The following is a 25,848-nucleotide window of genomic DNA, read 5'->3' as shown; positions in this document are numbered from 1 at the left end:
CACCTATATGAAAATTGGTACTGAATTGAAACTTTAGTTTGACAAAATCGCCAATTTCCATGTCCAATTAAAGCAGTTATTTATATCGTCTTGACCGTTTATACTAATTTCGTATAAACCAGTTTCGAGTGTTTTGGTAGGGTTAGAATTCCTATTCCGTTGAAATCGTTTGATACGATATTATTTACCAAATTACTTTGCCATGGAGTTAAAACGTGTGTGAAATATAGTCTATTTTTAGAGTCTTCTATTCCGAAAATCCCTACTCCACCCCATATGTCAAAATCCGTAGTCAAATTATAATAATCCGTTGCGGAGTAAAAATCAAGTCCATGACGCCAAGAAGATAAAGGTAAGAAAATTGGAGCATACATTGAAATGAGACTACCTCTATATATCTTATTATCTCGACTTGATCTAGTATTTCCATTAAAAACTTCTAAAACCTCAGAAATACGAAGCCCATTAGTTATTGTAAAATATCATCTATAATTTCACATTATATGACAAAAATCCGCTTACAAGCAGCTTTTCTATCAATTGACTACTTTAAGGTTATAGATTTTCACTTCATCTCCTTTTTGTAATTCAGGTAAAGGAACAATAGGAGTGTCTATTTCGTTGATAAAAAAGCCTTGTAATCCTCTCCAACCCTTTTCTATAATTTTCTTAGCAGCTATCTGAAATTTGTATTGCCCTACAACTAAGACAACCTTATGAATTTCCATTTCGCAGTTAGGTAATAACGATTCCAAAAACCGACTGGCAATTAAATTATATAAGCATTGTTCTTTTATAGTTAAGCCTTCTGGAAATTTCATCGTAATACATAGTCCTGAATGTTCTAATAAGTTTCCATTCACGGATTTTCTCCTTGTCAGGTTTGGACCGTAATTTTTTAGTTTAAATACAATGTCTTTGAAGCTTTCATTAAGCTGCAGAGTGTATAATAAATCTGAAATCTCATTAGTTCTGGTCTGAACATAATATCTATTTCGGGTAAATGGATAAGTAATTAATTTTTTTTCGAACAATCTCTTAGACAAATCAAATACTTCAGAGGTAGAAAAGCCAAACCGGAATCGAGACTCCAACTTTAAGTCTTCATAATTCATTAGTAAAGGTGATGGTTCAGAAATATTTTGTTTTGTGATTTTTAACACTTCTGCAAACCCATTTCTTTCAATCGAAGTAATCGCTTTTTTCAGTTGCTTTTTATCTGTCCATCTATTATCCGATACACTTTGAAAATCGATGTAGGACTTCCGATGATTTAGTTGAATTTGAAATGATTCTTTTTTTGAATTATCATTAAGTGCTGACTCCTTTGTAGTAATTCGTGCTTCATCCCATAAAATAAAATAATCAGGATATGCATTTGGATTTATTAATTGACAAAAACTTTCATTTTCTATCGGATTTTCTAAAGCTTTTTGAACATCGTCTTCAACCAAAGTTCTTATCCAGATTCTTTGGTGCTTGTTTTTACAACTAAAATGGTTATAAACAAGGTTAAATTTTAAATCACCATAAATTGAGGGTTCTGTAGCATTTAAAATTTCTGAACTTTTTTCAAATAAACTTCCGATAAATTCAAGTTGTTTAACATCTTCTGAATCAAGCTCAAATAAAAAGGGCAATGCCAGATTAGGATGATTTTCCTCTCGGATTAACTTTAAGAAACTTTCACCTTTCTTTATCCCATCTACCATTTGCCCCGGCATCCATGTAATCTCGTGTCCATTGCCTTTGAAAAAACGCTCATTTCTCTCCTTTGCCCCTACTACTCTGGCAATTTCCCGAGCCCAACATAGATTTTCTGTCAATACTGCAATCACCTCCTTTTTGTTTACATTTTCACAGCTTTGGGTCTCGATACTTTTTTGGTTTTTGGAGTTGATTCGTTTTTGTTTTTTCTCGTCATTTTTTTCGCTTCTTTGGTTTCGGTCTTTACTTCCATTCCACCCCCTAAATCAGCATTGGCTTTTTTCTGAACCGTAGATCTTTCTCCAAAAAGAAATTCGATAAATCGCTTATCTGCATTAAATTGAACCTCAGCGTTGAAAGGTTCTCCTTTCTTTGAAATCATACCTTCAAGATAAAGTGGTTTGCCTTCCAATAGTATTTGCTTCTGCTCTTCATTTAGCTTTACACCCTTTATTTCTTCGGGTACTTTCATCCAGTCGGCCCTAAATGCTACCAACTCCTTTGTTTTACTGTCAATACTAATTACTGAGGGGATGTATTCACCTGACTTTTGATTATACAATTCCACTACCCTACCCATATTTCCACTACGTCGAAGATTCTCTTTGTCTTCATCTGTAAATTCGTGACCAAAAAACGAGAAGTTTAAATTAGGTTCCTTTCTTATGCCGTGCATGGCCATCACTATTTTGCCTTCGTCATTTTGTTGAAGTGAAAGACGGGCATCCATTCGAACTATGGCATTTCCAAGTTTCAATGTTAAAGGAACTAATTCATTGGTTTTGTAACCTTTCAATAAATTGTCCAAAACATCTAATTTTTCTAACCTTCCTTTGTCAATACCTAGAGAAGAAAGTGAATTCCAATCAATTTGATCGGGCTGAAAACGATAATCTTTTGTTTCATTTGTTGCTTCCATTTGTCTGATATTTATATTGTTTAGTCAAAATTAAAGGACATTAAATGCTCTAAGTCCATCTGGCTTTCAGACAGTGTATTTAGCTTTCAATGACTCAATTATATTTCTTCTCTCGCATAGGTGCTGAGAAACTATCACGTATAAATTCCTGCACATCAGATTGCTTATAATAAACTTTACCACTGATTGTATAATAGGGTAATCTACCAGAGGATCGATACCTCTGAAGGGAGCGGGAGCTAATTTTAAGCATTTGCAATACATCTTGATTATCTAATAATTCCTCGCCGTCCACTTGTCCTTTTAGCTTCTGCTGTTGCCTTATGTTTTCATTCAGAATATCAAACCTTTCCATTATCCTTTTCATCCACAATAAAAATTCTGTTTGTTCTATATTCATGACTTTCGATTTTGATAATCCAAAGTTCTGATGACAGGGAAAATAATTTTGCCAAGAGATGCCCATTGAATTCAATGTTTTATATGCTTTAATTAAAGTAAAAAGCTTTCATCGGAGGCTAGAACCAATTGGCATTCAATGGCATGATGTTTAGACTTCATAAATCTTTATCCATGTAATTGTCCAGGGAAATTTTGAGTTTATCCAAATACATAGTTCGGCTTCCCACTCTTTGCTTCATTCGATGAAACGCATGATGAAGGTCTCCTAATTGGATATTTAAAAAAGATTCGAATGCTCGGGTAATTTTGCGAATTCCTCCTTTTCCATTTGAAAGTGCTCCCGAAACATGTAAAGCATAAATTAATTCAATCAGAGCATTCTTGGATTCGGTCCATTCCAGTTCTTCTAATTTTCCTGGAAAATTAGAGTGAATATCGGTTTCGGTTTTAGCAAGCAGATAGTCATGTAGAAGTTCGTTTGCAATAATTTGGGCCACTTTATAATCATAGAAAGTAGAAAATTCAGGATCTATATCAAAAGCAAAACTATTCAACCCATTGTGTATTTTTAAATTACCCAATATGAAATAATCACAATCTCTGTCAGTTCTCCCCGACCTATAATATTGATAGAAATCGGAACTACAAATCTGACGTTTGAATTTTAATTTTAAATCCTCTAATTCACGGTTAAAATATTTGAGATATATCTTTCCATTGTTAACCGGACACGCAGTTTCTATTCTATAAATTTTATTGTAATAAATTAATTTTCCTAAAATATTTGGTTTTACCTTTTTAAAAAAAAATATTTCATCTGGTTCATTTTTAAAGCCTTCCTTTAGAACTTTCTTACGTACTTTCCCTAGTAGATCTTTTAAGAAAACAGTCATTTGAAATGACTCTTCGATTATATGAATATATCTCATTCCGGCTTTTTGTTCCTCATTCCTAATTGAAATCAGAACATCGTTATGGAGGGACCGCATCATTTGATTAAAATTTATATTTGGAACGATATTCAGAGGGCGATATTCCCGTGGATTTTTTAAAAAATTTACTAAAGGCTGCCAAGCTGCTAAAATGAAAATCATCTGCAATTTGGGAGAGCGTAAAATTCTTATTTTTGAGTTCGCTCTTTATTTCAAATATGACATATTCTTCAATAAGAGTTTTTGTACTTTTTCTAGTAATGGTTCTTAACTTCCTGGTAATATGACCAGTTGAAACATTCAGCTTATTAGCATAAAATGAAATACTCCGTTCTTCCTTATGAAATTCTTCGAGCGTTCTTAAAAACGCTAAATAAAATCCTGAACTATGTTTTCGTGAAAGGATTTTTTGTGAAGGATTTAAATTTTGAATTTGTAATTCATACATTAACAGATAAAAAAGATTTAAAACAATTTGGTTGTAAAACGGATGCTCAGTTTTAAAGTTATAATATTTTACTATGCGGATAATATTTTTAAAATGAGTTTGATTCTCTGAAATTTTCACAGAAATAACTTCTTTTTCAATCAAATAACTAATGACTTTTATACCTGCATCATGTACGACATTGTTAAGAATGAATTCTCTACAAAATATTATTATATAAACCTCTGATTTCTTTTTAATCCTAATTCTTCCAAGTAAACTTCCGAAGGGAGCTATTATACATTCTCCTAAAAATACTCTCCTGTCATTTTCATTAAATGCTACAGTCATTGTACCATCTAAAACAAACATAAAAATCACATATTTATCACTAAAAGAATAATTACATTCTTTTGCTTCTATAAATTTCACTAAACTGATATTGTTATAGTTTGGAGAACACATAAAAACTTTTGTAGAAAAAATGGAAAGAAGACTTAAATCTTCTTTCCATTTATAATTATTCATAAATACCTAAAGATTTACATATACCGGCTATTAAAGCCATCCGAACTGCTTGACTAGAGCCTGCAATGGCTCCTTTGGTTGCAGCAGCTATATTCCCTACAGAATGTTCCCAGTCATCATCATCTCTTCCTTTTTCATAATAAATAGAATATCTCGCAATCACAGATACCAAAAGAATTACCCTCTTGTCTTCATTTGTAAATGAGGGATTAATGCTGATTTCAGATTCGTAATTTGTAATAACATTATAGATGGAGTCAAATTCTTCATCTTGTATATCTATCAGATTATTTACAAAATCTTCAAAACTTAATCTGGCCTGATTACTTAGTGTTGAATTTAGTATAATATCCTCAAAACTATCCTCAGGACTATCTAAAATCTCTTCAATATCTTCTATATCCAAATTATTGGTGCTTAAAACATTGATTGTATTGGAATAAACTGAATATAATGCATCTATTTCAAAAGATACGTCTGATATTGTTTGCACACTAGGATTCTCCAAAAAATATGCATCCAGAATTACATTGTGTAAATGTCCAATTGAGTCATATGGGTTTAGAGAGTTTCCTGCATTTGGCCTATTCATTATACTTTGTTCCAATTCTTTATTGTTGGAATAACTATAATAATCTGCTTCGTCGCTACAACTTATAAGACAAATGAAAATGGTTAGAAAACCATAGATTAACAACTGTTTTTTCATGATTAAAAATTTAAATTAATAATCAGCCCTACATTCCCGGGAAGAGATACTGCTTTTTGAATTCCTTCCAAAACTATCCGAGAAGTTCGATTTGGACAAGCCTTGTATGGTGGCTTTTCATTAATTTGTATATCCATTTTCGGAAAACCGCTACCCTTTTATTTATATTCTTTATCTTTATTGAATCCTATTCCAACCGTCATTATAAACAAAGCCTGATATGCTTGCCTCATATCTAAAACATAGTATGAAGACGCTTATAATTGCTGCAACTTACCTTTTGTACGCAGCAATCCCTTTACGTGGGAATTATCCGGTTATTTCAGATAGTCTTGAGAATCTGAATTATGATCAACTTTATCAAAGAATTAGAAATTCCAAGAATACTCCCGAAAAATCAGAGATGTATTTATCCGTCTTTCTCCGGAAGGCAAAAAAAGAAAATAACATTCTTGAAATTGTAAATGGATATAAATATTATATGTACAGAAGTCCGGATCAAATTAATATGATTTACGCCGACAGCATGATCATGAGCTCCTTACAAACATCGGAAAATGCACTCATTAGTTCAGCATTTCTATCAAGAGGAATTGCCTATTATAGTAAGAAAAAATACAATCAAGCTCTTGATGATTATTTAAGAGCTCAAGACTATGCTGTACGAACCAACGATGAATATTTGATACACAAAATCTCATATAATATCGGAAATCTAAAGTATTATTTGGGAAGCTACTCCGAAGCAATTGAAATTTTTGAAAAATGTGTCAGCTTTTTTAAAGATGATAACCCAAAAGCTTATCTAAATACGCTTCATGCATTGTCGCTTTGTTATAATAAAACAGGCAAATATGATTTAAGTTCTGAAATTAATTATCATGGTATTAGTGAGGGTAAAAGACTTTCACAAACATTTATGGAGTCTTATTTTAGACATTTAGAAGGAATAAACCATTATTTCAAAAATAATTATGATTCAGCTATCCATTTCATTAAGACTTCCCTTCCGGATATAACTGACAATGGTGACTTTGCAAATGAATCAGTCGCACACTTTTATATAGGGATTTCGTATTGGGAAATGAACAATTTATCTGAAGCTATTAAACATTTTAATGCAGTAGATGAAATTCTGAGAGAGAAAAATTACATACGCGAGGATTTGACAGAAGGCTACCGGCTTTTAATTAATCATTATAAAAATAATAATGACCTTGAAAAACAATTGTTTTATACAAAGAGATTGGTAACTGCCGACAGTCTTCTAAAAGTAAACTATCAAAATTTGATGCCTAAAATTCATAAAAATTATGATATAAAAAATGTAATGGCACAGAAAGACAATATGGAAAAAGGATCTCACCGAAAAGACAAAAAAATAAACCTCCTTTTATTACTTGTAATTTCTCTGCTCATCATACTTACCCTTATCATTTACTCCTATTTCTATCAAAGAAAAAAACTTCGTCACCGATATGAGGTTTTAATCAAAAAAGAAAAAATAATTCATAAAACGAAAAACGAAATAAAAGCAGCATCTGACAAATCCATCGAATCACTTTTATATCAACTGGAAAAATTCGAAAATGACCAAAAATTTCTGGAACAAAATCTGACTTTAGTGAAACTTGCTGCTAGATTTAACTCAAATACTAAATACCTTTCTTATGTAATTCACAACCATAAAAATAATAGCTTTACTAACTATTTAAATTCTCTCAGAGTCAATTATATAATTCAGCAATTAAAAAACAATAAAAAACTTCGACAATACACCACTCTTGCATTATCTGAAGAAGCCGGATTTACAAGTAAGCAAAGATTTGTTGTGGCTTTTAAATCTATTACCGGAATTACGCCCGCTTTTTTTATTTCAAATTTAAAGAAAGATGATAAATGAGCTTTCCTCCCTAAATGGGTTAATCTCTCGTGAATTTACAAGCAGGGTAATTACTGCATCCGTAAAAACTTCCATATTTACCATAACGCTCAATCAATACACCACTACACCTAGGACAATTCATTTGGAGAATATCTTTAGGACTTTGAATTTTTCTATTCGCTTTAATGCTTAAATTATTAGAATAAATTTTGGAGACAATTTCCTGTTTAACTTTTTCGCTAATCCTGATTTCATTGTACTGAGAAATCGTTTTAAGTAGTTTGTTTAAATAAATGACATGCGTAGAAGTTTTGGTTTTTAATGTAGTTTTATTGCTGAAAACAATTATGGAAATGAATTCAAGGTTTTGGTATTCTTTGAGCAGATATTTGAGGGCATAGATATGACCTCTATTCTGCAGGACAGGATTATAAAATTTATTTTTATACTTATATATGACCTGTGTCCAGTTTTGTGAATTCTCATATCCTAAAATCCATCCTTTGTAATTTTTGGTTTCAATCACAAAGACTCCATAGTCTGATACTACGACATGGTCGATTTGTGAAAGAGAACCTCTAATATTCAGTTTTACATTATGAATTACTACATAGTCCTTACCCAACTTTCGCAAGACTCCTGAAACCTGGTTTTCACCAACAATTCCTTTTATCTTGGGTTTTAAATACCTGAATAGAAAGGTCAGGAAAATAATGAACAGAATAAATAAAGAAATAAAAATATCTTTCATGAGCTCAAATCTTTATAATATCCTATATTTCCCACTCTTCAAATCCCCTGTTCTCAATCAAATAATGACAGCTGTTCTGAAGCTGCGTGATTCCGGATTCTTTCCATTCTGAAATAGAATGATTGCCCAAAAGTGCGACTTGTATTTCTTTTTGAAATCTTTCTGTTTGATGCTCAAAGATAATTCCCCAGTAATCTGTGATCAGGTTCTTTTGTCGCTCGATGATTTCAGGAGAAGGAATTTTGTTTCTTTTCTGGTTATTAATTTTTGAATCAGATGGCAGTAAGTTCCATAGATCATTGTTTTTCCAGACCGAAAATGGAATCACATGGTCGATATCATAATTGGAAAGATGCCTTCCTGTCCAAACGCAATAAACTTTGCCTTCTCTTTTCAGGATTTCCTTGTACAGTTTTCTGGATTCCAGTATGTTTCTTTCGGTAATCGGTCCTTTTAAAACTTCATTTAAAACTTTATCCACCGAAAGATTATTTCCGGATGCGTTTACAGAAAACTCAGCCCATTTGAAAAGAATCGAATCCCTCCCACTGATAAAACTTCCCAAAATCCTGAATGCTTCATAATAATCAACCGAAATTGAAAATGTCCCGAAATTATGAATCAAATATTCAATATCCACACAACTGGATTTTCTTAAAGGCTGGTTCCGGTATTGGAAGATGGAGTAAAAATCATTGCTGATGGAACGCCCGATATATTTCATGGGCATTTTGGTGATGGTATCCCTGAGCTTCCTTGCCAATTCGATAAAATCTGCAAGAATCTCATTGGGAATTCCTCTGCTTTTCAAATCATTATAGAAAACGGAGAACCCACCTCGTACTTCGTAATAACTTATAATCTGTTTAAACTGGCTGGCAAAAGCCAAATTTGTTTCGCCATTGATTTGAGGAATAACAATTTCTGATTCTAAAATGGGATAATAATACAGTAACCATTTTTCAATCAACAATCCGGTGGGAATATGAACCCTGTTATGTTCAATTCTAATGTAGGGCGAGTTTTCCTGAATGATGTCAATTACTCCACGAAGCAGTGCAAACTTATAAGTAGTGGACTTGCTGTCCCTTTCTATGATTTTGCTGATGCTGTAGAAGACCTGGTTGTTCATTAGATATTTACTGGAAGCTCAAATATAACAATAAGATTAAAAATTTTAAGGCTTTACGGTTTCCCGTAATCTACTCATAAACAATTTGATTAGTATAGCATAATTAATATTTTTTAATACATTTGATAATCTACTATTAACGCCTCAACTACAAAACATGTCAGAAAAAATACAAAACAATATCTATTTAATTAAGGATAAATTAAAAGATCGTAATACCAAAACAAGAAAAATATCTACAAAAACAATAGACTTAAAGTATCTCTCCACATTTCTCAAATCTAAAAAATTTAGAGAACAAAAAGTGAAAGGTAATTTAAGCGAAAAGTATGAAATAAGACTATTTTACAAGCAATCTGTACGAGATATTAAATGGAAAGAGTTTATTAATTCTGTTGCTTTAGAAGGGGAAGACATTCTCAATTTAAATAAATCTAAATCAGAAAGCTATATAATTTTATTTCAGAATATTTCCACAAAAAAAATATATGCTTCTACAGGCGGTTACGCTCATATAACTGTTCAAGAAATTGCAACAAATGATTTCGGAATTGAAATTTTATCAAAGATTGTTAAATCAGAAGATAAGGCATTGAAATCAACGAAGGAAAGAAATTTGACTGGAGGTATTCAGGGAGAAATTAAATTTTTTAGAAATGATTATAATTTATATGAAAATGAAAATTTCGGTAAAATATATAATGAATTAAACGCATCCTTAAATAAGGATATTCTTACAAAAGCTTTTGGATTCAAACCTTCCGAAATAGATGCAAATAGCTTGTGTATTGCTAAAAATTCATTTTCTATTAAAAAATCTATATCATTCTCTCAACTTTTAAATGTCATTGAAAAATGTGAATCGCTATTAAAAAAGAAAGGAATTGAAATAAATAGTGTGGAAAAAATTGGTAGATCAGAAGATCTATTAAAAGAAACTCTTATAAACGAAGTATTACAAAACATTTTTCAAAATTACTTAGATGAAAATAAGCATTTTAGTGTGGAAATAAGTAATAGAGATTTCGAGAAATATTTTCAGGCTACTTCCTCTACTCTGACCTTCACTTATGATAAAAGATCTAACTCATTTAATATAGATGATGTAATTAGAAATATAGAAACGATAATTAAGCAATTAAAAATTGAAATTGAAGAAGAATTAGATTACGAACCATTTAAAAAAGTTATTAAAAACACTTATTTAGAAACTTTTGATGAAGATGGCAACACACTTACCCGTGATAAACTAATCAATCATTTTTGCGCAGAAATTATTCATGAGGGTAATACTTACTTTCTAATTGAAAAAGATTGGTACGTTGTAAAAGAATCTTTTATAAAAAAGATAAACGAACAAACACAGTTTTTTTTAAGTGAAAATAAATACAGTGGAAAAAAAATGCTAAAATGGAACGGAGGTGAAGAAAATGATTATAATGCTTCCTATCTTGGTAAAGATAATATGTACGTATTTGATAGGTTTACAAGTTTAAATATTGAAGCTTGTGACATTTTAAATGTTGAAAAAGATACTTTGTATTTCTACCATGTGAAAAAAGGTTTTGATAATTCCATGCGTGACTTATGCAACCAAGTTTATATCGCTGGAAGGAAAATCCATGAAGACGTAAAGTCCAATTATGAGTTTTTAGAATCTCTATACGACAGTGTAGCCAATTCTAAAGGTAAATCACCTTACACTATAAGGGCAAAAAAACAGTTTGATAAATTATCTAAGAAGCAGTTCATAGCCAAAATTAAAAATAAAAAAGTTGTTATTGTGTTAGCTGTAGCTGATTCTTCAAAAAAGAAACGAGATTTATTTACGAACATAGAAAAATTTGAATCCAACATTGCAAAATTTATGCTTACAGAATTGGCTAAGAATATGAGAAATTTAGGTATAGAATTTCAAATAACTCAGATAGATAAATAAAAATCCCAGCATGGAAACAATAAAAAAAGTCAGAAAAGAATTGATTGACAAAGTTTACAAAAACCGAGGAAGTTTTTTAGCACTAGAAAAATTCGGACGTTCTAAAAATATTTCAGATTACTCAGAAGAGGAAATTAATGAAATGATTTTAGGAATTTACCGCCATAAAATGATGCTATTAGTAGATGGAGATTATTTTATTGACATGAATAAGGTAATTAGGGCAGAATGTGAGTTAGTGGATGTATCTTACTTAAAAAAATTAAGCCTTGAGGATTACAAAAATAATTTGCATAATTCACTAAGTAATATACGTACTTTTTATGTTAAAGATTATTTTCTGGTAACTGACCACCCCGAAAAGGGAATTGAAAAACACAAAATCACAAGGTTTCTTTCAAAAGTTGGATTTTTAAAGAAAGGACGAGGGAAAAATTCTACTTCATTTAGCATAGCAAATACCTATGATAAATTATTATTTGGAGAGTATCCTAAGGATTTATATCATCCCATCAAACATTATATAAATGGTTTATTTTTTAATGATGACTACTACATAACCGATTTTGAGATTAATAGCTCATTTGAATTCATAAAGTAATTTTGAAATATAAAATAGATAAAAAATGAAAGAATACTATGTAGATTTAGTTAATGTTATTATTGATGGCAAAAGCTCAGAAATTGTAACTATTACGGGCGCTGGAAATTATGATCCTAATATAGTTAAAAATAAAGCTATAGAATTAGTGAAAAAAACTTTTCCAAATGCGATTTTAGCTTCTGTTATTCTAGAACATAAATTTGTTGATCTTAATACTTATAGGGAAATAACTGGTTCAAACCCTCCTTGGCTTTATAATATAAAATAATCCCTTTAAAATAATAATTAATCTTCTTTTTAGTATGTTTGTGTACAATTTTAAAGAGTGAGATTAAATTCAATTAACAATACATTCTCAAGTTTCCAGTCTTTAATAACATTTTATCAATTTAATAAAGATAAATCATTTCAAGACGTTCATTTGGAATTGAGTTTTTTCTTTGCCGCTAATATGAGTTCGGCTTTAGGAGCCATACTAGATCTACTAATTGACGACTTTAATGATATACATTTTGACTATATTACTCCAAGAGTTGAACAAATCTTATTAAAAAATGATTTTCTATCATATTATGGAAAACATAGAGAAACTGATTTTAACAACACAACGATTAAATATCAGAAATTAAAACCAACTGATGGTAAATTTTTCAAAAAATACGTTCTTGAAGAATTAATTGACGGTCACCAAAATGATTTACCTCAGATGACCGAAGGGGCAAAAGATAAAATTATTGAAGCTATTTATGAAATTTTTGTAAATGCTCAAATCCATAGTGAATCTGAATTTATTTACACGTGTGGTCAATTCTTCCCAATTAAAAATACAATAGAATTTACTGTAGTTGACGTTGGTATAGGTTTTAAAGAAAAAGTAAATCGTCGCTTTGGCTCAAATCTCTCATCAGTAAATGCTATAAAGTGGGCTGTCGAAGATAAAAACACTACTAAACAAGGCATCACTGGAGGTATAGGATTGGCTATTTTGAAAGAATTTGTCACTTTAAACAAAGGTAAAATGCAAATAATAAGTGGAGATGGCTTCTATCAATATGGTCAAAATGGCATAGAAACTGCTGTATTTAATGGCGAATTCCCCGGAACTATTGTAAATTTGCAATTTAAAACTAATGATTTGACAAATTACTCTCTTGTCAGTGAAGTTAATATAAATGATATATTCTAAAATGGAAACAATAAATATAAGTGTAATAAATACTATTGGCGATTCTTATGGCGTTGAAGCTGAAGATGGTCAAAAAATTCATGAGCTTATAAAAAAAGCCTTAGACGCAGGACACAAAGTTGTAGTTTCATTTTTAAATATAGAAATGCTTACTACTGCATTTTTAAATACTGCAATCGGACAATTATATAAGGATTTCAGCGAAGAGCAGATTAAAGCTAACTTCAATGTTTCGGATTTATCGGACGCTGGGAAGATTTCTTTAAAACGTGTCGTTGACACGGCTAAATTATATTACCAAAATCCTGAGGCTTTAGATGAAAGTATAAAAAACATTTTAGAAGACTAATTATGTCAAGGTATAAGCTACATGAATTTAACAAACTAGCTGAACGAAGTATATTTATTGATGCAAATGTTATTATATACTTGTTTTGGCCAACAGGACAGCATAATTTTGAAATGAGCTATGCAAAAGTTTTCAAAAATTTTCTTGTACAAAAAAATAAATTGTTTGTGGATATTTTTATAATTTCCGAAATAATAAATAGAATTCTTAGGATTGAACATCAAAAAATTTCTTCCACTCAAAATTTTAAAGATTTTCGCAACAGCGAAGTTGGAAAAAATGCTTTAAATGATATACATATCATATTAAAAGATAACATTCTAAAAGTTATTGATATTGCTTCTAAAGGATACAGCCAAAAAGAAATAGAAAGTTTTTTCAATATTGAGGATATTGATTTTGTTGATAAGGCAACAACTCTTTTATGCAAAGAAAACGATATGGTGCTTCTTACAAATGATGGAGATTTTAAAAATTCAGCAATTGAGATTATTTCTGGAAATCCTAAATTAGTATAAACGATATAGTTGTCTTAATACATTGATAAGTTTATAAAACAAACGCAGACTATGGTAAGACCTCACACTCTATATCTTTGGGAATTCAGAAAATCTAAATAATGACGCAGAACTTCGTTAGATAATGTCTATTCTTGAGGAACAGTATTAATATTAATAGAAGAAAATGGATGAAACTCAGGAACCCAACTTACCAATTCATTTCCCTCTTGTTTATGATGAGCAATATTGGGAAATAAGTCGACATCTATTGGAAATTTTGCATTTGGATTGTGAAAAAGATTAAGGCCTTGTGACCAAGTTTCATCTCCATCTTCGTTCACTGTGTACATAAACGAGACCGGTATAAACGAGTCAGATTCTAAATCATACCTATCTCCAACTCTTATTAGAATTTGTCCTTTTTCTCTGAAACCAGCCTCAATTCCCATTCTAGTGAATTTACCAAGAGTTCCTGTAGATGAAAATAAAATTCCACTAACATTTTCAGAATTTTCTTGAAGAAAAAAACCAGCAGGTATTTTTGCTCCTGTCTCCTTTGTATAATGATCTACATTTATGATCTCAATTTTTTCAGAACCATCTTCATTAATTAGGACAACATCTCTTTTTCCATATAAATACTCCACAAGGGCAGTAAAGGACCAGGTCATTGAAGCATTGTCGTGAAAATCAGCTATTGCAAAAATTAGAGGTTTATCTTTTAAATGCTTTAATTTCCAATACTCTTTATTTAATTTGGAATAAAGTGCACTACCAAATCGTAAAGGCATTTCATTTTCTAATTTTTCTTTGATTTGAGCAGGAGTTGCTGCATCAACATCATGAAGTAAATATCTAGGTGGATTATTTTTACGATCGACTATAACTGCCTCAATCCCTATCTCAACCTCATTTTTTTTAACTAGAAAATCTGGTCTATTATACCCTCTAATTATTTCAAAGTGAGATTCTATTAATGATGCAAAAAGATAAATCTCCCAAATTCTAGCATCAAAACCATTTATTGATTGAAACTGTTCAATAAAATTACCATCAATATCATCTAAATGATTTGATATTTCAATTATTGCATTTTTAGAAGCCTTTAAAGCTATATCATTATTTAAACGTATGAAATAAGGATGCAATTTTCTTTTGTCAACTATAATCTTAAAAAGATCAAGGCCTTTTTTAGAAGCTCCTTGTACTACTACCCTAACATTCTGAGCAGTATGCCACTTTATTGAATTCTTTAATGTACTTATAGCTTCTTCTTTTGTTTTAAAACTATGCTGAACTTCAAACGCTCTAAACTGCTTGTTTTCATCCCGAGCCATTAAAGTATAATTGAAATCTTCATCTTCATAGTCGAATAGTAAAACTCCTAAAATAGAATTATTTTCATTAGAATAATACCCAACTTCTTGAGCTATAAAATTTGTATAAGGATGTCTAGTAAATAGCATATAGATATTGAATCTATTTCTATTTATTTCAAACACTTCTATTTCCTTTATTTTTCTCATAATTATGCTAGACAAACAAATGTCCAAAAATATTCTCAAAATCAACAGAACATATTTGTAGTTAAAAATTGAAGTTATTGAATAGTTACGAAGATGTTAGCCTGACGTTTTTTTATTAAAATGCAGCCTGGATTTGCACCAGGACTTCTCATTTAGAAATAAGCGTGCTATCTAATTACACCACTGTTGCATTTTTATACCCTAATGGTAGCCTTAAGACTACCAGACACCTCGACCTCCCCAAATTTAGCTTGTTTATAATTGAATTTGTGGAGAGTTAGGGAGTTGCTTCTTTAATTAGGTTGCTTTTGTGCACCGTCTAATATTTTTCCAGTTTTAGGATTTGTTCTTTCAAAATTTTCATTTCTCCATTCAATATTTTCTACGTTTACTTTTTGAAGATATTCGCGACCATATAGATATAATTTTTCATTGATAACACTACCAAATAATATTGAATTTTTAATTCTATATAATCCAACTATTTGTGGAGTTCCTCCACTGTAAATATCTTTCATATTATTTAATGTTTTTATCAAACATTGATAAACACCGCGACTTGTTCTATATTCATTATGAGATTCTCTTTCTAAATTTTCAAAATTTTTGTTGAATTCTTCTGCACCTGAACCACCGCTATATACTTTGGTCGAAATTAATGGTAACTCAATTTCCTCGTACGTAAATTCTTCGCTTTTGTAATCGTATAAATATTTAAATAGTTTAAACTCATGACTTATTCTTGTTCCATAAATAATATTAAAATTTTGATTTAAAGCAAATTTTGGATATAAATTAATAGCTTCAGAAATGAATTTGTATATTCTTTGTGATTTTATTTCTTTAGTGTCCGTATCATTAAAAAATATACCATAATCTATTTGCGTAATTAGCTGATTTATAATATTTGAAGGCAGTAAAACATCTCCACTAAAACCAAATATTTCTGGTGAATTAATACAACCAAACACCTTTACACCATAATCATATTTACCATTTTTACCCCAACTAAATCTACTATCTGAAGCAATATAAAGTGATGCAATTTGGTTTCCATTTTTCTTTTGATCTACTCCAATCCAAGATACAATTAACGTCATATAAAATAGTGGGTAAAAATGTCAACTAACTCTCAAATATCCAAATATTTAATGAATAAGCAAAATTGATTAAATCACTTATTGTCATAAATATATGCATTTTCTAATTATTATAATTACGATTTTTTATTTAACCTATATTTGAGTTATGACTTTTAAACCTATATATTTTATATTTCTCCTACTACCTCTTCTATCCTACTCTCAAACGATAGCCACAGTAGTAGGCATAAAAGACGGGGATACCATTGTCGTACTTCTGAAAGACAAAACTCAGCAAACACTTAGATTAGCTGAGGTCGATTGCCCGGAAAGTGGTCAGGCATTTGGAAAAAATGCCAAACAGTTTACATCTGATGCCGTTTTTGGAAAGGAAATAACTTTTGAAGAAACAGATCAGGACAGATGGGGACGTACTATAGCGAAAGTATTTTATGATGATAACTTGTATCTATCAGCTGAAATTATAAAAGCCGGTATGGGATGGTGGTATTACAGATATTCAGACGATGAAAGCCTTGGCGACTTAGAAAAAGAAGCGAAAGAAAATAAACGTGGTTTATGGCAAGACCCCCACGCTGTGTCTCCTTGGGAATTCAGAAAGAAGAAGCAAGAAGAACGAAATTAATGTATATTTATACTTGTGAAAGAGTTAACACTTGAAGATTATCAAAAATTATCGAATCACGAACAATATGACCTTGTTTTTAAACAAGGTGATTTCATTGATGTTTATATAAAATCAGATTCTCGATTTGTATTGTATTCGTTATTCACATTTTTTGTAGAGGTCGAATACAAAGTTTCTCAGAATAAAATTATTGGAATTGATTATTTTATTGACGGAGAAAAGTTGGAAAGACATACTACCTATTAAAATCTTTAGTTCCTTTTTTGTTTTTCTTTATTTTTTTTGAATAGCTGAAAATCAGCTATCTCCTTTTCAGTAACAGCACCATAAATTTCACCAAATACATTCATTGAGAAGCCTAATGCTTCAACTATTGCGATTAATGTAATGATTCTTGATTTTGTATTAGCGTTAAAAATATCATTTACAGTAGCTTTCCGTAAATCTGCAGCTATTGCAATCTTTTCATAGCTCTTTAAAACTTCTTTCTCATCATTCGTATTGACAGGATGTGTTTTATTTTCACTTAATAACTTTTTAAGTGTGATTGCTACTTTAATTTGAATATGGTTATGATATGTTTTATCCACAATGCCAATTAAAGAATTTTATAAAATTTATTCGGTACGGTTTGGCGTACCGAATAAATTATTTATATTTGAATAATTTATAGTATTGAAATAGTTTAATAAATTTGCAATTCTTCCAATAGGATCAAAATATTAGAAGCAATTGCTTAGATTCTCGAATCGAAAACTGGTAATTTTTATGCACGAGAAAATAAGCAAGATGCTCACGACCCGGGCGTGGGCTCTCTTATCGTGCAAGGTATGCCAGTACCCCGATTCGGTAAGTTGAGTTCCACGCCCTCCTTTTTGGGTTGGTTTTTCAACTGGATTTCTAAGCATCTTCTTTTTCTGGTGAAGTTTTGCAGCACATAACAACACAGAAATAATCTTAAAAAAAGAAGGCTTATGAAAAAACACATTTAACAACAATAAGTAAACATATCTTACAGTAAAAGCATAACGAAACTTGTGTTAGTTATTTAGCTTCTCTGTCGGGGCATCTAAACATTTAGGTGCAAGGTAAGAAAGCACCAATGCTTCGGCAGAGATTTTTACTGTAAACAAGAGGTGATAATACATTCACTTTGTACTTCCTTCAGACTTATTGTTTAGCAATTTAGATGATATGAGCAGATGTGGAAATATTCCCGATTATGCTACTCATCATCATCACGCTTAAAAAGCCAAAGAAGCATTTATAAATGCTCATCCTGCCATAAAAATATGACGGGCTTGCGACAGCTTTGGCCAAAGAGCAAAATAATTATTGTATCACTAAAACCCATTCAAAATTATGAAAATCAAACTATTAAACGGGAAGGGAATTGTGCCGAGGCACCTACTTATTGTCCTTATGACCTTGTGCTCACTCGCTTCGGCGCAACAACCTCCCAAGATCATTACCGGAACCGTTTATGATGCCGGCGGCCCTATCCCGGGCGTTTCTGTTCTTGTCAAAGGAACGAATCTTGCTACCGTCACCAATGAAGACGGTACGTATGCTATTTCGACAACGGAATCAGACACCCTGGTGTTTACTTATCCCGATTATGAACCGGTGGAAGCTGTGGTTGGTAACCAAACGGCCATCAACATTGAAATGTATGAGGCAGTCGCCTTGCAGGAAGCCGTGATCAATGCCGGTTATTATACTGTAAAAGATAAGGAAAGGACGGGGAGTATTTATCGGGTATCAGCAGAGGAAATAGAAAGACAACCGGTCAACAATATTCTGGAATCATTGCAGGGTCGCGTTCCGGGATTGGACATTGTTCAGACAACCGGTTTAGCCGGAGGTGGTTACACCGTACGAATTCGTGGACAAAATAGCATATCAGCCGGAAATGAACCACTGTATGTAATAGATGGAGTTCCGTATGATACAGGTACGCTTTCCGATAGGCAAACTTCGGGTTCCGTCTTGCCTGATGCACAAATAAATCCGCTGAATACCCTAGATCCAAGTTCAATCGAATCCATTGAAATACTCAAAGATGCAGATGCGACAGCCATCTACGGTTCACGTGGTGCCAATGGGGTCATTCTGATCACCACTAAAAAAGGGAAGTCCGGAAAAACGGAATTCAGCGTAAATGCTTCTACTTCGGTGCTTCGTCTTATCAAGTTTCAGAAATTATTAAATACACAGGAATACTTATCGGTAAGGGAACAGGCCTTTTTAAACGATGGGTATTCGGAATATCCGGCTACGGCCTATGACGTAAACGGAACATGGGATAGGGATCGATATACGGACTGGCAAAAGGAATTCTTAGGCGGTACTGCTTTTATCAACACCTTGAATACTGCGGTTTCAGGAGGCAGCGAACAGACCTTTTTTAAAATTGGCAATAGCATCCGAAAAGAAACAACCGTTTTTCCGGGGCATTATAATTATAAAAATCTGGCATTTTATGCTTCGGTCAGTCACCGATCTAAAAACGATAAACTCCATCTTCAGTTTACAGGAAATTTCGGGCAGGATCAAAACTATCTGCCGGCAACTGATCTTACATGGATATCGACTTACCTCCCGCCGAATGCTCCGGCCTTGTATGACAGTGAAGGAAATCTGAATTGGGAAGATTCAACATGGGAAAATCCCCTTGCCGCAATGGAAAGTGAATACCGCAACAAATCCAATAATCTGTCTGCCAATGCGCGTATTCAATACGAACTCTTCAAAGCACTTAGCATTAGTTCCAGTTTTGGTTACACCCATGCTGATTTACAAGAAACCCGTACTTCTCCTCATACGATGTTCAATCCTGCATGGGGATATGACAGCTCCTTTTCCAGCATCTTTGATAACAGAGGGCAAAGAGATTCCTGGATCATCGAACCGCAGATCAATTCCTCCTTTCAGTTGGGCAAAGGGAAATTTGATTTTTTGGTGGGAGGAACCCTTCAAAAACAAAACAGCGAAAGACTGTCTATCCTGGGTGCAAATTTTATCAGCAATGAATTCATCAGGGATTTGGGTGCCGCTTCTGAAATCAACATCCTCACGGATCAAACCGCTCAGTACAACTACATCGCTTTTTACGCCCGGTTGAATTACAACCTGAATCAGAAATACATCCTGAATCTTTCCGGAAGAAGGGACGGCTCCAGCCGTTTTGGACCCGACAACCGCTTTTCCAATTTCGGTGCTGTAGGTGCGGCCTGGATTTTTTCAAAAGAGCATTTTTTCCAAGATCTTCGTTGGTTAAATTTTGCAAAGCTCCGAGCCAGTTACGGTATCACGGGAAATGACCAGATCGGAGATTATCAATATCTCAATACGTACAGCATAGGATCTGCCAATTATGACGGAAACATTGCACTTTCCCCTACCCGCTTGTATAATCCCTCTTATGCATGGGAAAAGAACCGGAAATTCGAAGTTGCCCTTGAATCTGAGTTGTTCTCCAATCGCGTGCGGTTTGAAATCAATTATTACAACAATACGTCGGACAATCAGCTTTTAGAAATTCCCCTACCCGTCACTACCGGTTTTGCAGGCATCAATTCCAATCTGGATGCAACGGTTCGCAACTCAGGTTGGGAATTTATGCTCACAACCCGAAACATTCAGAACAAAAACTTTAACTGGTCTACTTCTTTTCAATTTACCCTGCCAAAAAATAAACTCATTTCCTTTGAAGGACTCGAAAATTCCACTTACATCAATTCACTGGAAATTGGTTATCCCATCGGGATTTATAAACTGTATGAATTAACAGGAATCAATCAGGAAACCGGATTCTATGATTTCAGGGATTACGACGGAGATGGCGAGATCAGTTCACTGGGTGACCAACAGTACATCGCAGATCTCAATCCTAAATTCTATGGTGGAATAGAGAATAACTTCCAATATAAAAATCTGAAACTAAATTTCTTTTTACAGTTCATGAAAAAGGATAATTTCAATGAGTTTTACGGAACCGAACCACCGGGACTGATGCGGAACCAACCCGCAGGAATTCTAAACCAAAATCCCATCCAGCCTTATACGACAGGAGAAAATTACGATGCTTACTTTGCGCATTACCTCTTTAGCATTAGCAATGCCGCAGTATCAGATGCTTCTTTTATCAGACTAAAGTCACTCAACATCGCTTATTCGATTCCTACTCAAAAAGAGACAGCTTACAAACTGACGCTATTTGCACAAGGATATAACCTATTGACCCTTACCCGATTCAAAGGACGGGATCCGGAACAAAATCCGGGCTTTCTTGCTCCTCTCAGACAATTTACTTTTGGATTTAAACTCGAATTATAAAATCAATCACATGAAAAATACAATACTACAAATCATAGCAACAGTAAAACCAACCTACGGAATGGTTTTTCTATTCTTTTTTCTCTCCGCTTGTGAAGAATTTTTAGATGTTCCTGCGCCAAACGGTCAAATCACGCAAAGCCAGATTTTTGAAGATCCTCATACAGCGGAAGCGGCAGTAACAACCCTTTACACTAAACTAAGGGACAATACGCTTTTGACCGGAAGAATTGAGGGAATGAACGTTCTGATGGGACTCTATGCAGATGAATTGGATTATTACGGTTCCTCAGGCCAACCTATTGAAACATTCTACAGACACCAGATCATTGCATCCAACAGCTTGGTACTCAACATTTGGAAACGATCTTATGAGCTGATTTATATGTGCAATTCTGTAATGGAAGGTCTACAGAACTCCGTACATCTCAGCACGGAGCTAAAGGATCAATTAATGGGTGAGGCATTATTCGTTAGAGCTTTAACGCATTTTTACCTGACAAACCTTTTTGGAAAGATTCCCTACATAACACAGACAGATTATGAGATGAATCAGGATGTCTCTCGGCAGGATGCCAACGAAGTGTATCTACAAATCAAAGAGGATTTACTCCTATCCAAAAGTTTGCTTCCTTCGAACGATCTGAACGGGGAACGAACCAGAGCGACTTCGTTTGTGGCTTCTGCACTTTTAGCCAGAGTATACCTATACAATCAAGAATGGCAAAGTGCTGTTAATGAAAGTTCGCTCCTTCTAAATGAATCTTCATTTTTTATACTGGAATCGAATATAGAAAATGAATTCTTAAAAGAAAGCACCTCCGCTATTCTCCAACTCAAACCGGGTAACGCAGGACAAAATACCCATGAAGCGATTTCTTTTATTTTTCAGCAAGGACCTCCAAGTTCCTTTGCGCTGAATGAGGCATTTATAAATTCATTTGAAGAAGGAGATTTACGAAAGCAATCCTGGATCAATTCAGTAACAGACGATAATCAAATTTGGTACATGCCATACAAATACAAACAATCCGGAAATACAGGTACTACAGTTGAATATTCCATCGTCTTTCGTTTGGCTGAACAATACCTGATCAGAGCGGAAGCCCATGCGCACCTCGGAAATTTATCTTCTGCTCTCTTCGACCTGAATAAAATCAGAAGCCGGGCAGGTTTGCCTGAAATTACTTCAGGCAGTGCCGAAGAAGTTTTGGAATCAATATACCGTGAAAGAAAATCCGAACTTTTTTCGGAACATGGACACCGTTGGTTTGATTTAAAACGATTGAATAAAGCAGATGCCGTGTTATCTCCGATTAAACCTTCTTGGCGTCCAACAGATATCTTACTTCCTGTACCCGAATCTGAAATTTTGTTGAACCCAAACCTTTTACCTCAAAACGAAGGGTATTAATAGTTTGAAATGAGAAATAAATTTTTTATCATAAAACTTCTGATTTTGATTCTGGGAGTTCAAATTGGAGCACAGGATAATTCAAAAAAATTGGAAACCTACCATAGTAAATTTGATTCGCTTTGGAGTAAAAACATTTACGTCCAAAGCAATAGTGAAAATGGGAAATGGATGGTTTTCTCGGAAGTTTATGACCTTAAACCGCCTAAGATTACATTATTGAATGTGCAGGATTTGACGAACTGGGATATAAGCGATAGCTACATGCATGCATTTTCCTCCAACAGTCAGTACTTTGCATCTCTTTCCCAAGACAGTACGCTTTTGATTCAAAATCTGAACAACCATCATCAGGTGAGGTTAGAAAAGGTTATAAAATTTCATTTCGACAAAAAAGACCATATAATTGCATTGAGCAAGAGAGGAAATCAAAATTCCCTCTTGCTTTTTGATGGGACTACAAACCAGACAAATGAAATAGAAAACGTAAAGGACTATTTCATAAACCCGCAAAAAGATACTTGGGTCACGCTGTCTCAATCTGAAAACCAAGAGGAATTAACACGGTACTCAATCCATGAGCGGGAAAATAATTCTGTTTTCATAAGTAATTCCGAAAATATAGCAGGTTGTGTTTGGAATGATTCGGGAAATGCTATGGGATGTTTTTTAAAGCAAAAAGAAAGCAACTCCATCCTCCTTTGCCAAAACAATCAGACCCGCATACTTACTGATGCAGAGATAAATCGACACTTTAAGGATTTTTCCATTTCTGATAAAAAGCTTGAAATTTCAGAAGACGGGAAAAAGGTTTTCTTTTTCAGAAGTCTAAAGACCAATCCGGACAAAAAAACGAAAGAAAAAGACATGGAAGTCTGGGACACATCGGATCCGTGGATTTTTCCTCAGATGAATGAATTCAACAGCTATGAGAGAAAATTTTTCCTAACGCTATGGCAGACTGAGACAAAAAATGTATCTCCTATAACGGATTCCATCTTTTCATCTTACCAATTGAATAAAAATCACGAAATCGCATTGGTTTACAACAAATTGGACTACGAGCCGCAATACAAATATTTTCCGGAGTCAGATATCTATCTCTTACACCTTTCAAGTGGTAAAAAGGAAAAAATTATAGAGAAGCAATCGGTACATCCTGGTCTTATTTCAATTTCACCCTCCGGAAATTTTATTGCATACTTTTCGGACCATCATTGGTGGTTATATGATGTGAGAAAAAAGAAAAAAAAGAATTTGACGTCCGAACTACCATTTCCTTTTTCCCAAGAAGAATTCGACCTTCCCTTTGGATCACCCGGATGGATAGAAGATGAAAAATATCTGATTGTTTACGACCAATATGACATATGGTTGTTAGATACCGGAAACAATACCCATAAAAAACGAACCAACGGAAGGTCTTCCAAAATGAAATACCGAATCAACCGCGATGTAGACCGGCACGATTCTAAATATTTATCCTTATTAAGTGAAAGCACAGGTGTATCCTACAATCCAAAATCCAGAAAAATAATACTCGACAGGACGGGGCATGATTTGAAAACAGGAATCAGCATTTGGGATAAAAACGAAATAGTGGATTTAGTATATGGGTCAGCACTGACGGAAGATTTAACGTTATCTTCTAATCAGTCTTTGCTGATCTATAAAAAAAGTAAATTCAACCTGCCCCCATCCCTCCATAGTATTGATTTATCCAACCACAAAACAAAAGAACTCTATCAAAGCAATCCCGGGCTACTCCAATTTGATTTGGGGAAACATGTATTTTACCACTATAAGGAATCTGACAACAACGAATTGGAGGGACTAATTTTCTTTCCTTCCAATTATAATCCCCAAAAGAAGTACCCGATGATTGTGAAAATATATGAAGCTGTAAATACTTTTGATATGCGCTACATGAGTCCGACAATTTATGAAGGAACCGGCTTTAATTTAGTTAATTATCTTACAAACGGATACTTTGTGCTGATGCCGACGATTAAATATGAAAAAGGAAACCCTGCAAAATCATCCCTTCTGTATGTAGAAAACGCTGTAAAAAAAGCATTGAAAACTTATCCCGTTGACCCAAAAAAAGTCGGTTTAATCGGACATTCATATGGAGGTTATCAGGCGACCTATATAGCGACAAAATCAGATATGTTTGCAACGGCCGTGGCCGGAGCTCCCGTTACCGATTTAGGTATTTATTATTTGGATATATCATGGGATTTCAAAAGAGAGCAGATATGGAGAATTGAAAATAAGCAATTCAGAATGGGAAAATCTTATTTTGAAGCGAAAAAGCAGTACAATGAAAATTCGGCGTTACAAAGTATAGAAGAATTAAAAACACCACTTTTGCTTTGGGCTGGAAAAGAGGATGGAAACGTAAACTGGACACAATCCGTTCATTTATTTATGGCGATGAAAAGACTAAATAAAGAAGGAAAACTACTTCTTTTTAACAACGAACCTCATTCTGTAGATAAGTTGGAAAATCAAAAAGACCTGTCAGAGGAAGTGATGAGTTGGTTTAACCACTATCTAAAGTAAAAGGAGCGAAAAATTTCGCTCCTTCAAAAAATTAATTAGGTGTATGCTGAAAGAGTTTTACCCTGCAAGTTGTTTCACCATCTTCAAGATTATAAACCTGCAAGCCCATGTATTTGCAATCATATCTTGCATCAACCACACAATCTTTCGGAGCCGATGTACAGACTCCGTTCTGGATTACATACCCTGTGATCAAGGGAGCTTCTCCCTTCACGTTTGTTTCCGTTGCAAATGCAAACGCAATAGCCATCAAAAATGCCATAATAGGCAGTCCTGTTTTGAAAATTTTTGTTTTCATACGTGT

At 33.3% G+C, this 25,848-nt stretch carries 23 protein-coding genes; 11 read left to right on the top strand and 12 right to left on the bottom strand.

The window, feature by feature from the left end:
• Positions 1 to 536: 536 nt before the first annotated feature.
• From HU137_RS11250 to HU137_RS11225, 6 genes are all read right to left on the bottom strand, one after another.
• Positions 537 to 1,838, bottom strand: coding sequence for a DNA topoisomerase (locus tag HU137_RS11250; RefSeq protein WP_182043948.1), 1,302 nt, complete (start codon positions 1,836 to 1,838; stop codon positions 537 to 539).
• 11 nt (positions 1,839 to 1,849) lie between these two features.
• Entirely contained in the window at positions 1,850 to 2,626 is a 777-nt protein-coding gene (locus HU137_RS11245; RefSeq protein WP_182043947.1) for a DUF3945 domain-containing protein, read from the bottom strand.
• A gap of 94 nt (positions 2,627 to 2,720) precedes the next feature.
• Positions 2,721 to 3,026, bottom strand: coding sequence for a helix-turn-helix domain-containing protein (locus tag HU137_RS11240; RefSeq protein ID WP_182043946.1), 306 nt, complete (start codon positions 3,024 to 3,026; stop codon positions 2,721 to 2,723).
• 157 nt (positions 3,027 to 3,183) lie between these two features.
• Positions 3,184 to 4,122 (bottom strand): RteC domain-containing protein, encoded by a 939-nt coding sequence (locus tag HU137_RS11235; RefSeq protein WP_317169922.1) that lies wholly within the window; start codon positions 4,120 to 4,122, stop codon positions 3,184 to 3,186.
• A complete protein-coding gene (locus HU137_RS11230; RefSeq protein ID WP_182043945.1) occupies positions 4,025 to 4,915 on the bottom strand; it encodes a helix-turn-helix domain-containing protein in 891 nt (296 codons plus the stop codon). The genes HU137_RS11235 and HU137_RS11230 overlap by 98 nt, the downstream gene beginning before the upstream one ends.
• Positions 4,908 to 5,624, bottom strand: coding sequence for a hypothetical protein (locus HU137_RS11225; protein WP_182043944.1), 717 nt, complete (start codon positions 5,622 to 5,624; stop codon positions 4,908 to 4,910). The genes HU137_RS11230 and HU137_RS11225 overlap by 8 nt, the downstream gene beginning before the upstream one ends.
• Before the next feature lie 247 nt (positions 5,625 to 5,871).
• On the opposite strand from HU137_RS11225, the gene HU137_RS11220 reads away from it, so the two are divergent.
• Positions 5,872 to 7,527, top strand: a complete 1,656-nt coding sequence (locus tag HU137_RS11220; RefSeq protein ID WP_182043943.1) for an AraC family transcriptional regulator — start codon at positions 5,872 to 5,874, stop codon at positions 7,525 to 7,527.
• Between the two features lie 19 nt (positions 7,528 to 7,546).
• On the opposite strand, the gene HU137_RS11215 is transcribed toward HU137_RS11220, so the two are convergent.
• Positions 7,547 to 8,260 (bottom strand): NERD domain-containing protein, encoded by a 714-nt coding sequence (locus tag HU137_RS11215; protein WP_182043942.1) that lies wholly within the window; start codon positions 8,258 to 8,260, stop codon positions 7,547 to 7,549.
• 22 nt (positions 8,261 to 8,282) lie between these two features.
• Positions 8,283 to 9,392: an HNH endonuclease domain-containing protein gene (locus tag HU137_RS11210; protein ID WP_182043941.1), complete on the bottom strand. Its 1,110-nt coding sequence runs from the start codon at positions 9,390 to 9,392 to the stop codon at positions 8,283 to 8,285.
• A 157-nt stretch (positions 9,393 to 9,549) separates the two neighbouring features.
• Here HU137_RS11210 and HU137_RS11205 point away from each other — a divergent pair, with 157 nt between their 5' ends.
• The 6 genes from HU137_RS11205 to HU137_RS11180 are packed head-to-tail and all read left to right on the top strand — an operon-like array spanning position 9,550 to position 13,988.
• Positions 9,550 to 11,331 (top strand): DUF6119 family protein, encoded by a 1,782-nt coding sequence (locus tag HU137_RS11205; RefSeq protein ID WP_182043940.1) that lies wholly within the window; start codon positions 9,550 to 9,552, stop codon positions 11,329 to 11,331.
• 10 nt (positions 11,332 to 11,341) lie between these two features.
• Complete coding sequence (locus tag HU137_RS11200; protein WP_182043939.1) at positions 11,342 to 11,932, top strand: hypothetical protein; 591 nt, start codon at positions 11,342 to 11,344, stop codon at positions 11,930 to 11,932.
• Positions 11,933 to 11,957: 25 nt separating this feature from the next.
• Positions 11,958 to 12,203: a hypothetical protein gene (locus tag HU137_RS11195; RefSeq protein WP_182043938.1), complete on the top strand. Its 246-nt coding sequence runs from the start codon at positions 11,958 to 11,960 to the stop codon at positions 12,201 to 12,203.
• 57 nt (positions 12,204 to 12,260) lie between these two features.
• Entirely contained in the window at positions 12,261 to 13,121 is an 861-nt protein-coding gene (locus HU137_RS11190; RefSeq protein ID WP_182043937.1) for a histidine kinase, read from the top strand.
• Between the two features lies 1 nt (position 13,122).
• Positions 13,123 to 13,470 (top strand): STAS-like domain-containing protein, encoded by a 348-nt coding sequence (locus HU137_RS11185; RefSeq protein ID WP_182043936.1) that lies wholly within the window; start codon positions 13,123 to 13,125, stop codon positions 13,468 to 13,470.
• Between the two features lie 2 nt (positions 13,471 to 13,472).
• Entirely contained in the window at positions 13,473 to 13,988 is a 516-nt protein-coding gene (locus HU137_RS11180; RefSeq protein ID WP_220457222.1) for a PIN domain-containing protein, read from the top strand.
• 128 nt (positions 13,989 to 14,116) lie between these two features.
• Here HU137_RS11180 and HU137_RS11175 read toward each other — a convergent pair whose 3' ends face one another.
• Together HU137_RS11175 and HU137_RS11170 are read right to left on the bottom strand one after the other, a co-directional pair.
• A complete protein-coding gene (locus HU137_RS11175) occupies positions 14,117 to 15,496 on the bottom strand; it encodes a hypothetical protein (protein ID WP_182043935.1) in 1,380 nt (459 codons plus the stop codon).
• Between the two features lie 293 nt (positions 15,497 to 15,789).
• Entirely contained in the window at positions 15,790 to 16,596 is an 807-nt protein-coding gene (locus tag HU137_RS11170; protein ID WP_182043934.1) for a hypothetical protein, read from the bottom strand.
• Positions 16,597 to 16,744: 148 nt separating this feature from the next.
• On the opposite strand from HU137_RS11170, the gene HU137_RS11165 reads away from it, so the two are divergent.
• The gene (locus tag HU137_RS11165) at positions 16,745 to 17,224 is read left to right on the top strand and encodes a thermonuclease family protein (RefSeq protein ID WP_182043933.1); all 480 of its coding nucleotides are present in this window, start codon (positions 16,745 to 16,747) and stop codon (positions 17,222 to 17,224) included.
• Positions 17,225 to 17,478: 254 nt separating this feature from the next.
• On the opposite strand, the gene HU137_RS11160 is transcribed toward HU137_RS11165, so the two are convergent.
• Positions 17,479 to 17,817: a hypothetical protein gene (locus tag HU137_RS11160; RefSeq protein ID WP_182043932.1), complete on the bottom strand. Its 339-nt coding sequence runs from the start codon at positions 17,815 to 17,817 to the stop codon at positions 17,479 to 17,481.
• Positions 17,818 to 18,589: 772 nt separating this feature from the next.
• Here HU137_RS11160 and HU137_RS11155 point away from each other — a divergent pair.
• Genes HU137_RS11155 through HU137_RS11145 form a run of 3 tightly spaced genes read left to right on the top strand, consistent with a single transcriptional unit; the run spans position 18,590 to position 25,544 of the window.
• A complete protein-coding gene (locus tag HU137_RS11155; protein ID WP_182043931.1) occupies positions 18,590 to 21,565 on the top strand; it encodes a SusC/RagA family TonB-linked outer membrane protein in 2,976 nt (991 codons plus the stop codon).
• A 10-nt stretch (positions 21,566 to 21,575) separates the two neighbouring features.
• On the top strand, positions 21,576 to 22,979 hold the full coding sequence (locus HU137_RS11150) for a RagB/SusD family nutrient uptake outer membrane protein (RefSeq protein WP_182043930.1): 1,404 nt from the start codon (positions 21,576 to 21,578) through the stop codon (positions 22,977 to 22,979).
• A 9-nt stretch (positions 22,980 to 22,988) separates the two neighbouring features.
• Complete coding sequence (locus HU137_RS11145) at positions 22,989 to 25,544, top strand: S9 family peptidase (protein WP_182043929.1); 2,556 nt, start codon at positions 22,989 to 22,991, stop codon at positions 25,542 to 25,544.
• 31 nt (positions 25,545 to 25,575) lie between these two features.
• Here the strand turns inward: HU137_RS11145 and HU137_RS11140 are convergent, their stop codons facing one another.
• Positions 25,576 to 25,842: a DUF6520 family protein gene (locus HU137_RS11140; RefSeq protein WP_182043928.1), complete on the bottom strand. Its 267-nt coding sequence runs from the start codon at positions 25,840 to 25,842 to the stop codon at positions 25,576 to 25,578.
• Positions 25,843 to 25,848: the final 6 nt, after the last annotated feature.

The organism is Moheibacter lacus (genome assembly GCF_014042165.1).
GTDB classification, from domain to species: domain Bacteria; phylum Bacteroidota; class Bacteroidia; order Flavobacteriales; family Weeksellaceae; genus Moheibacter; species Moheibacter lacus.
The sequence above is the reverse complement of the archived record's forward strand: the minus strand, read 5'-3'. Positions and strand labels throughout refer to the sequence as shown.